This is a genomic window from Pantoea sp. X-Soil-TKNS-1280 (assembly GCF_059730475.1).
In genome coordinates this window covers 2250145-2262616 of record NZ_AP035962.1, presented here as the reverse complement: position 1 = coordinate 2262616, position 12472 = coordinate 2250145, and the positions used below count along the sequence as shown (strand labels likewise).

The 12472-nt window shown below is 52.8% G+C and carries 12 protein-coding genes; 9 read left to right on the top strand and 3 right to left on the bottom strand.

Annotated elements, in window-relative coordinates:
- Nucleotides 1-175: 175 nt before the first annotated feature.
- Nucleotides 176-3091, top strand: coding sequence for a hypothetical protein (locus AC6I8X_RS10540; RefSeq protein WP_497839768.1), 2916 nt, complete (start codon nt 176-178; stop codon nt 3089-3091).
- A 5-nt stretch (nt 3092-3096) separates the two neighbouring features.
- On the opposite strand, the gene pspF is transcribed toward AC6I8X_RS10540, so the two are convergent.
- Complete coding sequence (pspF, locus tag AC6I8X_RS10535; RefSeq protein WP_313684558.1) at nt 3097-4092, bottom strand: phage shock protein operon transcriptional activator; 996 nt, start codon at nt 4090-4092, stop codon at nt 3097-3099.
- A 163-nt stretch (nt 4093-4255) separates the two neighbouring features.
- On the opposite strand from pspF, the gene pspA reads away from it, so the two are divergent.
- From pspA to tyrR, 7 genes are all read left to right on the top strand, one after another.
- On the top strand, nt 4256-4921 hold the full coding sequence (gene pspA / locus AC6I8X_RS10530; RefSeq protein ID WP_084875040.1) for a phage shock protein PspA: 666 nt from the start codon (nt 4256-4258) through the stop codon (nt 4919-4921).
- A gap of 42 nt (nt 4922-4963) precedes the next feature.
- On the top strand, nt 4964-5191 hold the full coding sequence (gene pspB, locus AC6I8X_RS10525) for an envelope stress response membrane protein PspB (protein WP_013509216.1): 228 nt from the start codon (nt 4964-4966) through the stop codon (nt 5189-5191).
- Nucleotides 5188-5547 (top strand): envelope stress response membrane protein PspC, encoded by a 360-nt coding sequence (pspC, locus tag AC6I8X_RS10520; RefSeq protein WP_313684554.1) that lies wholly within the window; start codon nt 5188-5190, stop codon nt 5545-5547. The genes pspB and pspC overlap by 4 nt, the downstream gene beginning before the upstream one ends.
- Nucleotides 5548-5562: 15 nt before the next feature.
- Nucleotides 5563-5811: a phage shock protein PspD gene (pspD, locus tag AC6I8X_RS10515; protein ID WP_084875032.1), complete on the top strand. Its 249-nt coding sequence runs from the start codon at nt 5563-5565 to the stop codon at nt 5809-5811.
- Nucleotides 5792-7177 carry a YcjX family GTP-binding protein gene (locus AC6I8X_RS10510; protein ID WP_497839767.1) on the top strand — a complete coding sequence of 462 codons (1386 nt, stop codon included), beginning with the start codon at nt 5792-5794 and terminating at the stop codon, nt 7175-7177. The genes pspD and AC6I8X_RS10510 overlap by 20 nt, the downstream gene beginning before the upstream one ends.
- Nucleotides 7174-8247, top strand: a complete 1074-nt coding sequence (locus tag AC6I8X_RS10505; protein ID WP_313684549.1) for a TIGR01620 family protein — start codon at nt 7174-7176, stop codon at nt 8245-8247. The genes AC6I8X_RS10510 and AC6I8X_RS10505 overlap by 4 nt, the downstream gene beginning before the upstream one ends.
- Nucleotides 8248-8459: 212 nt before the next feature.
- On the top strand, nt 8460-10025 hold the full coding sequence (gene tyrR / locus AC6I8X_RS10500; RefSeq protein WP_299453594.1) for a transcriptional regulator TyrR: 1566 nt from the start codon (nt 8460-8462) through the stop codon (nt 10023-10025).
- Nucleotides 10026-10080: 55 nt separating this feature from the next.
- Here tyrR and tpx read toward each other — a convergent pair whose 3' ends face one another.
- Nucleotides 10081-10584 (bottom strand): thiol peroxidase, encoded by a 504-nt coding sequence (gene tpx / locus AC6I8X_RS10495; protein ID WP_084875021.1) that lies wholly within the window; start codon nt 10582-10584, stop codon nt 10081-10083.
- A 153-nt stretch (nt 10585-10737) separates the two neighbouring features.
- On the opposite strand from tpx, the gene ycjG reads away from it, so the two are divergent.
- A complete protein-coding gene (gene ycjG, locus AC6I8X_RS10490; protein WP_416412420.1) occupies nt 10738-11724 on the top strand; it encodes an L-Ala-D/L-Glu epimerase in 987 nt (328 codons plus the stop codon).
- On the opposite strand, the gene mpaA is transcribed toward ycjG, so the two are convergent.
- On the bottom strand, nt 11693-12406 hold the full coding sequence (gene mpaA / locus AC6I8X_RS10485; protein ID WP_299453599.1) for a murein tripeptide amidase MpaA: 714 nt from the start codon (nt 12404-12406) through the stop codon (nt 11693-11695). The genes ycjG and mpaA overlap by 32 nt on opposite strands.
- Nucleotides 12407-12472 lie beyond the last annotated feature (66 nt).

Genomic DNA, 12472 nt, shown 5'->3' with positions numbered 1-12472 from the left:
ATTGCTCACATTGCTTCCAGTATTTGTTGCCCGCTTATAGCGGGCTTTTTTTTCTTCATATTTTGCGCTGTAGCTTCGTTGGCTGCACTCGCTCGCCACCTTGCTACTGCGCAAACTATTTCGAAAACCTGTGCAGTAAACTCTCATAGTGAACGTTATTATCATGGAGGCGTTTATGACGAGGATATCATTAACAGCTGTAGGGATACCGAGGCCCGCTGCCGGTGCGCGCAGAGGCTCGAAAGTTAAGGATTCAACGACCATCCTGTTAAACGGCAAAGCCTGCAAGGTCAGCTTCGAAAACATCACCGCAGCAAAACCAGCCTCGGTTCGTAAACATTATTTCAAACCCGGACGCTATTTTTTTACTGGCGCGTTAACAACGGGAGCCATCGCCACGGCGGTGTGTAGCACACCGTTATATTCACCATCGGGCAGGCCACAGCAAATCGCAGTCCGAACGTCCGGCGTTACCATACATGCGCCACCGGTAAAGGCAATATCACAACCGGCCCCGGTTTCCGGGTATCATAATAAAAGTCAGAAACCTCTTCCCTGTAAAAAAGCTGTTGTCAGGCACCATTACCAGGTCATTTCGGCCCTTAACCCGGCTAAGCACCATCCTGTAAAGTCCCGAGCGCGTGATGCGCCAGCGATCAATGTCCGTTCTGATAATTCTGCCCAGACAGCAATGCATGTTTTGAATCGTCCGCATGAAGAAGAACACAGACTAATCAGGAATGATAAAGGCGTTGAACGCACCCGGACACGCAATCGGCAGCAACAACGGGATGATAAAACCAGGCGTGGATTGGGTGACACAGCAGACTGGCGTTTATTACCACACGATAATCAGATAAGAAATGTCCGGTCACTTCCTGTCAGACAGATGCAAACGACACCAGCTCCTTTTAATCCTGTCGATGTCATTATTATCAGAAGACTGGATGAAGGAATTAAAACCCAATATACCCTCCTGGATATTACCGGCCTTTTGACGGAAGCCTTTAAACGACCGGTTGAATCATTTATTAGCGCGGCAATTGAACTCTATCAATATTCTTCCGGCAGGCTTTTAGAATCCAAAACTGAACAGGCTTTGAAATCATTGGCTATCCAGCTTGGCAAAATAGAATCCCTCGCCAGCTCACTGCATCCGGCCGGACTCATCAGGAGTTCATTGGGATCTATCTTTTCACTGATAAATGACCATCTTGCGGGAAGGGCGGTTGACCAAAACGAACTGGAATCCGCGCTGATGGATCTTTTGAATGTCAGATTCACCGCAGGCCATGAGGAAGCGCTCGAATATAAACGTGGTGATGCGGGTTGGCAAACGAAACATATCCTGCTTTTACCTGAGATGAAAACGTTTGCATGGCACGAAAAAACACTTAAATCCTATGACTATGGTGAAGGTACAATTCTGTGGCGCGATGAAAATGAGGACTTATATTTGCGCGTGCGGGAGTCGGATAGTAAATATAAATATGTGAATGTTTTCTTTGAAGGTGATCTCCTCACGGTGAAGGAGAAGAGTAATAATCCCGTCTACGGTTCACGTCAGAATACCTATTTTTTTGAAAAAGACATCGGCTGGGTTTTCGACCGGCAGGCATTTAGAAGTTTAGATAACCTGCCTGAAACAACGCAAAAACTCTCCAGTATCACGGGCATCAGCCGCATACAGGGATATCCTGGAGTATATTTCCAGGAAAAAACAAATCAGTATTTTTTGCGTGTCGGGCAAAAAGAGGGCCAGGCGGAGTATATTGAAATTATGGCGGACGGCGAGCATTTTGTAACACCGAAGCCAACTATCAGTGATTTGCATTCGTTTAAAAAAGGTGGCTTGAGTCAGACAAAATTTACCTATAATAATAAAATAAAAGAGTGGAGGAGGAGTGAGGTGACCTCGCCAGCTTTTGAATACACCATACCAAAAGAGTTAAGGCTGAAGTTATCCCGTGATTTGAACCTGACACCTGTCGCTGAATTACCGGAGGTTTATCAGGCTAATAAAGGTGACTTTTATCTCAGAACAGGAAATAAAAATGGCAGGGATTGGTATGTTGCTGTTGAGATCTTAGAAAATAAACGTGTGCAGCTAAAAGTGCCGTCAACCTATACCCGGCCAGAAGGCGCATCTGCACTGGCATATATTTTTGATGTGGAAAAATGGCAATGGAAACTTGATGAAAGGGTCAAAGGTGGTGGTTCTGTCGTGTCCAGCATTCCAGAAAATTTAGAAGGCAAAATTATATGGGGTATGGACGACGCAACCAATGATGTAATAAAGAGAAACCGGGTGGTCGCGGATGGGAAGTACAGCATTGGCAAAAATAACATTGCCCATAAAATTGCGATAGTGCAGGCGATTAAAAACTTTGAACTAACTCTGGACAGAGTCGAGATGCTGATTAAGAGCAAAGATGCCAGCGTCAGGAGCGTTATCGCTGAATATATTGGTGTTCAGCCGAATGAAGTGAGTGATGCTATCTTTGCCAAAGTGAGTAAAATCGTTTCAGAACTGAGAGAAGCACAAAAGTGGCTGGCTGATGAAGACAAAAGTGTAGTGGAATTAGAATATGTGGGAGGGATAAAAGCGAATGCCGTTTATTATCCCTTATTAAATAAAATAGGGCTGCCGGAAATTTTTTGGTCAAAAAATATTTGGGAAAAAGTGCAGATTATCATACATGAATCGGTACATGCTAAAGTTAAAAAAGAAGGCGACATGGGAACCGATCCATTGCCAGACAATTATTACGTGGGTGCCCCTGTAACAGAGAAAGATTTCTGTAACTCTAACTGCAATTTCATTGTGAAGACGATTCCGCTGGAAGAAAAAATTGCGATACGCCGCCAATGGCATCGCTCTATCGCCAGCAGCAGAGCGAAGCATTATCTTCAGTTCTCAGATAAACAACAGGCAGGGTTTATTACCGCAATGAGGGCCAGCACTTTTGATGAGGCAATAACGACATTCACAACCAACAGTGAATTAAGAAGTGAATTTATTCTTTATAACCCTGACACCATATCAGATATGTTGCTGGAGATTGCAGAGTTTGCCGATGGTAAACGTTAACGCTTTTATCCTTCATCGCGCACCTGGATGCCATGCTTCTTCATCATCGCCCGCAGCTGATGATAGGTAACCCCCAGTAAATCCGCTGCCCGGCGCTGGTTATATTTCGCCTCCGCCAGGCTGCGTTCCACCAGCTGACGTTCCTGCTGGTTCTGCCACTGACGCAGATCGAGCGGCAGAGCGGGCTGGCTGCTTTCAGTACTGGCGGCAACCGAAACCGGCGCACTGCGTGGCGCAAACGGGTTGATAATGATGTTATCCAGCGGCTCCTCAATGCTGTGATGGCGGTATACCGAACGTTCTACCACGTTTTTCAGTTCGCGCACATTACCCGGCCAGTTGTAGTGCAACAGCGCCTGTTGCGCCTGTTCACTGAAGCCGGGGAACAGCGGCAGACCCAGTTCGCGGCACATCTGAATGGCAAAATGTTCTGCCATGACCAGGATATCACTGCGGCGCTCGCGCAGCGGTGGCAGCTGGACCACGTCAAAGGCGAGACGATCGAGCAGGTCCGCGCGGAATTTGCCTTCCGCTGCCAGCGCGGGCAGATCTTCATTGGTGGCGCACACCAGACGGACATTAACCTGTAGCGACTGGTTGCCGCCGACGCGCTCCAGCTGTCCATATTCAATGACGCGCAGCAATTTTTCCTGCACCAGCATCGGCGCTGTCGCCAGTTCATCGAGAAACAGCGTGCCACCATCGGCGCGTTCAAAACGACCGAGATGTCGTTTCTGCGCACCGGTAAAGGCACCGGCTTCATGGCCGAACAGTTCAGAATCGAGCAGATTTTCATTCAATGCGGCGCAATTAAGGGAGATGAAAGGACCCTGCCAGCGATCGGATAAATAATGTAGACGGCTGGCAATCAACTCCTTACCGGTACCGCGTTCGCCAATCACCAGCACCGGTTTTTCCAGCGGGGCGAGGCGCGAAACCTGTTCCAGCACTTCAAGAAAGTTGTTGGATTCGCCCAGCAGGTTGTCATTACCATTTGCCATGATGAATTTCACCATCAGTTAATCAATTTCACTACCTTATGCGAATACTGGCGGGATGTAAAACAATCAAGATCAATAAATTCATACAGTTAAAAACTGGCACGCCTTTTGTATTAGTGATGAGCGTCTTACGCAACCACATTACACTCTGAGGAACATCATTATGGGTATTTTTTCTCGTTTTGCCGACATCGTGAACGCCAATATCAACTCTTTGCTGGAGCGAGCTGAAGATCCGCAGAAACTGGTACGCCTGATGATTCAGGAAATGGAAGACACGCTGGTGGAAGTGCGCTCCACCTCGGCCCGTGCCCTGGCCGAAAAGAAACAATTGCTGCGCCGTATTGAGCAGGCCGATATTCAGCAGGCTGAATGGCAGGAAAAAGCTGAGCTGGCTCTGCGCAAAGATAAAGATGACCTGGCGCGCGCGGCACTGATTGAAAAACAGAAACTGACCGATTTGATCGCTGCGCTGCAACAGGAAGTTTCACAAGTCGAAGAAACGCTGGAACGTATGAAAGGGGAAATTGGTGAGCTGGAGAAAAAACTCAGCGAAACCCGTGCCCGCCAGCAGGCGCTGACGTTGCGTCACCAGGCAGCCTCTTCATCGCGCGATGTGCGTCGTCAACTCGACAGCAATAAACTGAATGACGCGATGGCACGTTTCGAATCGTTTGAACGCCGTATCGATCACATGGAAGCAGAAGCGGAAAGCCAGCGTTTTGGTAAACCGAAAAGCCTCGATCAGGAGTTCACCGAGCTGAAAGCTGATGATGAAATCAGCCAGCAGCTGGCGGCCCTGAAAGCCAAAATGAATCGCAGCGAGTAATGGTGCTGAACCAGTCACGGGTTAAATGATTAAGGAGAGTCAATGAGCGCACTTTTTCTGGCCATTCCGCTGACCATCTTCGTGCTGTTTGTCGCACCGATTTGGTTATGGCTTCATTACAGCAACAAACGCAACGGCGGTGCGGAGCTTTCTTCGAATGACATGCAACGTTTACAACAGCTGACGCAGGATGCTCGCCGGATGCGCGAACGCGTCGAAGCGCTGGAGGCGATTCTTGATGCTGAGCACCCGAACTGGAGGCAGCCATGAGCGGAGGAAGTCTGAAAGGGCGTAAGCTGTGGCGTATCCCGCAACAGGGTAAAGTGCGCGGGGTTTGTGCCGGTCTGGCGGAATATCTTGATGTCCCCGTCACGCTGCTGCGGGTAATTTTGGTACTGTCGATGTTTTTTGGGTTGTTCGGCTTTGTTCTGATTGCCTACTTTATCCTCGGCTTCGTACTGGATGTAAAACCGGATGATGCGCCGGACGTACATAAACCCAGTGCCAGCGAGCTGCTCGATGAGCTGGATGCTGCGCTACAGGTCGATGAACATCATGTGCGCGATATTGAACGTTACGTCACCTCGGAAACTTTCAGCGTGCGTAGTCGTTTTCGTCAAATTTAATTGCCGGAGGTTGCCTTGTCCGCCCAACGTTTTACAACCCTGCGTCGCCGCGCAGCACCTGCGTTGAAGTCGGCGGGAAAATTTATCATCATCAGTGCAGTCACATATGCCCCTGGCGGCCTCGCTGGCTGGGCAGTGAAATCGGTGGCGCGGCGTCCGTTAAAGTTGTTACTGGCGTTTGCGCTGGAACCGTTGCTGACAAAGGTGTTTAGTCGCCTGTCGGCACGCTTCATCAGGGAAAACGATGAAAAGACTGCAAAATGAATTGATGGCGCTGGTGAATCGGGGAGTTGACCGTCACCTGCGCCTTGCCGTGACGGGCCTGAGCCGCAGTGGCAAAACGGCCTTTATCACCTCACTGGTTAATCAGCTCCTGAATGTCCACAGCGGCGCTCGTTTGCCGCTGTTTTCTGTGGTGCGCGAGGAGCGTCTGCTCGGTGTCAAACGTGTGCCGCAACGCGAATTGGGTACGCCACGTTTTACTTATGACGAAGGTCTGGCCCAACTGTATGGCGTGCCGCCCAGCTGGCCCACGCCGACACGCGGCGTCAGTGAAATGCGTCTGGCACTACGCTATCGCCCGGATGAATCGCTGCTGCGCCACTTCAAAGACACGGCCACGTTGTATCTGGAAATTGTCGATTATCCCGGCGAATGGCTGCTCGATTTACCGATGCTGGCGCAGGATTATGCTGGCTGGTCACGGCAGATGCTGGGATTGTTGCAGGGCGATCGCGCCATATGGGCGCAGCGCTGGCGCAGTCTGTGTGCCGATCTCGATCCTTATGCTCAGGCCGATGAAAACCGTCTGGCCGCCATCGCCGCCGCCTGGACCGATTATCTGCATCAATGCAAAGCCGAGGGGCTGCATTTTATTCAGCCGGGGCGTTTTGTGTTGCCGGGAGATATGGCTGGTGCGCCTGCATTACAGTTTTTTCCCTGGCCTCAGGTGGACGACATCCAGCGGCAGGCACCGGCGGGCAGTAATTTCGCGATGCTGCAGCAGCGTTTTAACTACTACTGCCAGCATGTGGTGAAAGGTTTTTATAAAAATTATTTCCTGCGCTTTGATCGGCAGATTGTATTGGTCGACTGCCTGCAACCGCTGAACAGCGGACCGCAGGCGTTTAACGATATGCGTCTGGCGTTGACACAACTGATGCAGAGCTTTCATTACGGCCAGCGCACCTTATTTCGTCGTTTGTTTTCACCGGTTATCGACAAGCTGCTGTTCGCTGCCACCAAAGCGGATCACATCACCGCCGATCAGCACGCCAACATGGTGTCGTTATTGCAGCAGCTGGTGCAGGATGCGTGGCAGAACGCCGCATTCGAAGGCATCACCATGGATTGTCTCGGTCTGGCCTCGGTGCAGGCGACCGAAAGCGGGCTGGTTGATCATCGTGGCGAGAAACTCCCCGCGCTGCGCGGTAACCGTCTGGACGATGGTGAGGCGTTGACTTTCTATCCCGGCGAAGTGCCGCCACGCCTGCCTGGCCACACCTTCTGGCAACAGCAGGGATTTCAGTTTGAACAATTCCGCCCGCAGCAGCTCGACGTTGACCGTCCACTGCCACACATTCGTATGGATGCGGCGCTGGAGTTTTTATTGGGAGATAAGTTGCGATGAACGATGAAACACCGTTGAAACCGCGCATCGACTTTGCCCGGCCTCTGGATCGCGAAGCAGATAAACCGCTGCGTGCGGCGCAAACCTTCAGCGCCGACACTGACGTGGCGTTTCTCGCCACCCGTGAAGAGGAGCCGCTGGAAGAGGGCGCGGGTGAAAAAGTGGTTGAAGCGGCGCTGCGTCCGAAACGCAGCCTGTGGCGCAAAATGGTGGGTGCCGGCCTCGGCATTTTTGGCGTCAGTGTAGTGGCTCAGGGAGTGCAGTGGATGCACGATGCCTGGCTGACACGTGACTGGTTTGCACTAGGCAGCGGCGTTGCCGGTGGCTTGATCATCGCCGCCGGGGCGGGTGCGCTGATTAGCGAGTGGCGTCGGTTATATCGATTGCGGCAGCGCGCTGAGGAGCGTGATATAGGGCGTGAGCTACTCCATAGCCATGGTATCGGTAAAGGGCGTGCATTTTGTGAAAAACTGGCACAGCAGGCGCAGCTGGATCAGGCGCATCCTGCATTGCAGCGCTGGCATGCTGCCTTGCATGAAACGCATAACGATCGTGAGATAGTCACGCTGTATGCGCAGCTGGTGCAGCCGGTGCTGGATCGTCAGGCCCGGCGTGAAATCAGCCGTCATGCGGCGGAAGCGACCCTGATGATTGCTGTCAGCCCGTTGGCACTGGTGGATATGGCTTTTATCGCCTGGCGTAACTTACGCCTTGTGAACCGTATCGCCACCCTTTACGGCATCGAGCTGGGTTACTTCAGCCGTTTGCGCCTGTTCCGTCTGGTGCTGCTGAATATGGCCTTTGCCGGAGCCTCTGAACTGGTACGTGAGGTGGGCATGGATTGGATATCGCAGGATATTGCTGCAAGGCTTTCTGCTCGCGCAGCCCAGGGGATTGGTGCCGGACTGCTCACGGCACGCCTGGGTATTAAGGCGATGGAGCTGTGTCGCCCTCTGCCATGGCTGGAAGATGATAAACCGCGGCTGGGTGATTTCCGTCGTGAACTGATTGGCCAGTTGAAAGAAACCCTTAGCAAAAGCGAGGCTAAAGCAGGGCAGAGTGCTAAATAATCAGCACCCGCTCACCTTTCGCACTGAAAATGGTGTGAAAGGTGAGATTTTCTTTGTTAATTGTGATTTTTGGCGGGATTATTATTGGTTGTTCCGTTACACTTTTGTCAATCGTCGGCTTCTTACTGTCAACTTTTCCTGACAGGCCCCTTCTGAGGCGTCGCAAGTTAGCGTATTATCACTAAAATCAAAACCTGAATAAGGCCATCGCAATGCGTTTGGAAGTTTTCTGCCAGGACCGTATCGGGCTGGCGCGCGAGCTGCTCGACCTGCTGGTTGCCCGCAATATCGACCTGCGCGGCATTGAAATTGCGCCACTTGGGCGCATCTACCTCAACTTTTCCGCACTGGAATTCGAACAATTCAGCTCACTGATGGCGGAAATTCGCCGTACACCTGGCGTGACAGATGTACGCACCGTGGCTTACATGCCCTCAGAACGTGAACACCGGGCACTGAGCGCGTTACTGGTGGCGATGCCGGAACCGGTATTGTCCATCGATCTCAAATGCAAAGTGGAACTGGCGAATCCGGCGGCACAAAATCTGTTTAATCTCGACGAACAAAAAATCCGCAACCAGAACGCGGGGACGCTGATCAGCGGCTTTAACTTCCAGCGCTGGATTGAGAATGATCGGGTTGATGCTGAGGTACAGCACGTGGTGATTCAGGGACGTGATTTCCTGCTGGAAGCGCGCCCGATTTATCTCGCTGAAGAAGAAGGCCAGAGCGATCAGCCGGTGGGTGCGATGATTACCCTGAAATCCACCGCGCGGATGGGCCGTCAGCTGCAGAATCTGACGGTAACCGATGAGTCGGAATTCGACCATATCGTAGCGGTCACGCCAAAAATGCGTCAGGTGCTGGACCAGGCTCGTAAGCTGGCAATGCACGATGCACCGCTGCTGATTGTCGGTGATACCGGCACCGGTAAAGATATGCTGGCGCGCGCCTGTCATTTGCGCAGTGCGCGCGGCAAGAAACCTTTCCTGGCACTGAACTGTGCCTCGTTGCCCGATGATGTGGCGGAAAGTGAATTATTTGGTCATGCGGCGGGTGCCTATCCTAATGCGCTGGAAGGGAAAAAAGGGTTTTTCGAGCAGGCGAATGGCGGTTCGGTGCTGCTGGACGAAATTGGTGAGATGTCACCGCGTATGCAGACCAAGCTGTTGCGCTTCCTGAACGATGGCACCTTCCGCCGCGTCGGCGAGGAGCACGAGGTGCACGTTGATGTGCGCGTGATTTGTGCCACGCAAAAGAACCTGATTGAGCTGGTTCAACGTGGCGAATTCCGTGAAGATTTGTTCTATCGTCTGAATGTACTGACGCTGAACCTGCCGCCGCTGCGTGAACGTCCGCAGGATATCCTGCCGCTCACTGAAATGTTTGTCGCCCGTTTTGCTGATGAACAGGGGTTGCCACGCCCGCGTCTTTCTCCGCAGCTGACAGCCTTTCTCACGCGTTACAGCTGGCCGGGCAATGTGCGACAGCTGAAAAATGCCCTGTACCGAGCCCTGACGCAGCTGGAAGGCTATGAACTCCGTCCGCAGGATATCGTGTTGCCGGAGCAGGCGCTCGATGTATCGATGGGAGAAGAGGCGATGGAAGGGACGCTGGATGAGATCACCAGTCGTTTTGAACGTTCGATTCTGACGCGCCTGTATCTCTCTTATCCCAGCACGCGTAAGCTGGCGAAGCGATTGGGCGTGTCACATACTGCCATTGCCAATAAGTTGCGCGAATATGGGTTAAGCCAGAAACGCAACGAAAGCGAATAATTCGGCATAAAAAAACCGTCTTCAGCAATGAAGACGGTTTTTTTTAACTTACGACTTAGTTGAGCGCAGCCAGCGCCGCATCGTAGTTTGGCTCGCTGGTGATTTCGTTCACCAGTTCGCTATAAATGACTTTATCGTTTTCGTCGATCACCACCACCGCACGCGCGGTCAGGCCTTTCAGCGCGCCTTCGGCAATCGCCACACCGTATTCTTCTTTGAACTCAGCACCACGCAGGGTAGACAGCGTCACCACATTGTTCAGGCTCTCTGCACCGCAGAAACGCGACTGCGCAAACGGCAGGTCAGCGGAGATGCACAGCACCACGGTATTGTTGGCTTTACCCGCCAGTTCGTTGAACTTGCGCACAGAAGCGGCACAGACGCCGGTATCAATGCTCGGGAAAATGTTCAGGACTTTGCGTTTGCCTGCATACTGAGAAAGAGTCACATCAGCGAGATCTTTAGCTACCAGAGAAAACGGTTTAGCCTGGGTGCCTGCCTGCGGGAACTGGCCTGCAACTGGCACCGGGTTGCCCTGGAAGTGAACATTCTGAGACATACGATTTCCTTTTAACGATGAAAATAGCTGACTTTTAACACGTCAGTACAGGTATAGCCGTTGTTTATGACATATTTTTTAAGGGTTTACGAGAGCAAATCGTAGCGATTACTGAGCCGCCTCGCATTTAAGTGACGGATTAAAGGAGAAATAATGAGAACAGTAAAGAGTTATCCGGAAGCCTGGCCGTTGCATTCACCGTTTGTCATTTCGCGCGGCAGCCGCACTGAAGCGCAAGTGGTGGTGGTGGAAATTGAAGATGAAGGGATTCGCGGCGTGGGCGAGGCAACACCTTACGCGCGCTATGGGGAAAGCGAAGCCTCAGTGCTGGCACAAATTGCCAGCGTGCTACCGCAGTTGCAGGCGGGTATGACACGGGTAGCCTTACAACAGGCACTGCCGCCGGGGGCTGCGCGTAATGCCGTTGATTGTGCATTGTGGGATCTGGAGCGCCAGCAACAACAGCAAAGCCTGGCGGAGCTATGTGGTGTCAGCCTCGCCAGCCGCATCGTCACCGCGCATACCGTCAGCATCGACACACCTGATGCCATGGCCAGCAGCGCGCTGGCGCTATGGCAGCATGGTGCAAAGCTGTTAAAAATTAAGCTGGACAATAACTTCATCAGCGAACGTCTGGTGGCGATTCGCAGCGCCGTACCGGAAGCCACGCTGATTGTCGATGCCAACGAGGCCTGGCAGGCAGAAGGGCTGGCGGCACGTTGTCAGCTGCTGGCCGACCTTCAGGTGGCGATGCTGGAACAGCCACTCCCTGCTGCCCAGGATGCGGCGCTGGCGAATTTTATTCACCCGCTGCCGATCTGCGCCGATGAAAGCTGCCATACCCGCGAAAGCCTGGCTGCCCTGCAAGGCCGCTATGAAATGGTTAACATTAAGCTGGATAAAACCGGTGGGTTGACGGAGGCACTGGCGCTGGCCGTCAGTGCGCGGCAGCAGGGATTCGGCATCATGCTGGGCTGCATGCTGTGCACTTCGCGTGCCATCCGTGCGGCGCTTCCGCTGACGCCGCTGGCGCAGTTTGCCGATCTCGACGGTCCCACCTGGCTGGCTGCGGATGTGGAACCGTCGCTGCATTTTGCTAACGGGGTGCTTATCCCTGCGGCTGCCAGCGCAGCAGATTAATCATGGTTTCCAGATACACCTCGGTGGCTTCGTCCACCGAAATCGGTGGCATTTCGGCGGTGATGCACAGCAGGTCAAGATCACTGCACCAGCTGCCAAACGAGCCGGGGGTAGCATACCCGACACTGCTGACGACCGGCAGTTGCGTCTGCTGCGACAACCACTGCGCCAGTTCGCTATTGTGCGGATCGTCAATGCAGGCCAGAGGCTCATGCCAGGTCACCACCCAGCGCGGCTTGATGTGATGAATCAGCTGACACAGCGCGCTGGTTTCTGGTTCTGATGAGGGACGTTCCCCGGTAGACAGCACCACGTCGCGCTGGTCTGCCACACTGTTCCAGCGATATACGGTGTCACCACTTTGCCAGTTAGCCGCCGGGAAATTACGGTTGAGATCGACACCATTGGCATTGGCGCGCAGACCAAGCTGACAGCCATCAGGATTGACTGCCAGGATAACGTGATGACGTCGCAGTGACTCCGGCAAAGTACGCATAGCGCCCGATAGCGTCGCCACTGCGGCATTTTCGTCACCGTGAGTCCCCGCGATAATCAGACCACTCTCGGCATCGGCAGCCGGAGCGGGAAACCATAGCAGCGGCGCACCCAGCACCGATTGCCCATATTGTTGCCAGACAGCATCCAGCTTGCCGCGCAGTGGGCGCGGGTGTAGTGACGACATAACAAACTTCCTCAAATTGTGACCGGGGATCCAGCCTCAACATAACGGTAAACAGCGCGCGGGAAA

Bases quoted from the DNA above. Each gene is read 5' to 3' on its own strand.
- AC6I8X_RS10505 (WP_313684549.1), top strand. From the start codon at position 7,174: ATGAACGATGAAACACCGTTGAAACCGCGCATCGACTTTGCCCGGCCT.
- AC6I8X_RS10540 (WP_497839768.1), top strand. From the start codon at position 176: ATGACGAGGATATCATTAACAGCTGTAGGGATACCGAGGCCCGCTGCC.
- pspA (WP_084875040.1), top strand. From the start codon at position 4,256: ATGGGTATTTTTTCTCGTTTTGCCGACATCGTGAACGCCAATATCAAC.
- pspF (WP_313684558.1), bottom strand. From the start codon at position 4,092: ATGGCAAATGGTAATGACAACCTGCTGGGCGAATCCAACAACTTTCTT.
- ycjG (WP_416412420.1), top strand. From the start codon at position 10,738: ATGAGAACAGTAAAGAGTTATCCGGAAGCCTGGCCGTTGCATTCACCG.
- tyrR (WP_299453594.1), top strand. From the start codon at position 8,460: ATGCGTTTGGAAGTTTTCTGCCAGGACCGTATCGGGCTGGCGCGCGAG.
- pspB (WP_013509216.1), top strand. From the start codon at position 4,964: ATGAGCGCACTTTTTCTGGCCATTCCGCTGACCATCTTCGTGCTGTTT.
- AC6I8X_RS10510 (WP_497839767.1), top strand. From the start codon at position 5,792: ATGAAAAGACTGCAAAATGAATTGATGGCGCTGGTGAATCGGGGAGTT.
- pspC (WP_313684554.1), top strand. From the start codon at position 5,188: ATGAGCGGAGGAAGTCTGAAAGGGCGTAAGCTGTGGCGTATCCCGCAA.
- mpaA (WP_299453599.1), bottom strand. From the start codon at position 12,406: ATGTCGTCACTACACCCGCGCCCACTGCGCGGCAAGCTGGATGCTGTC.
- tpx (WP_084875021.1), bottom strand. From the start codon at position 10,584: ATGTCTCAGAATGTTCACTTCCAGGGCAACCCGGTGCCAGTTGCAGGC.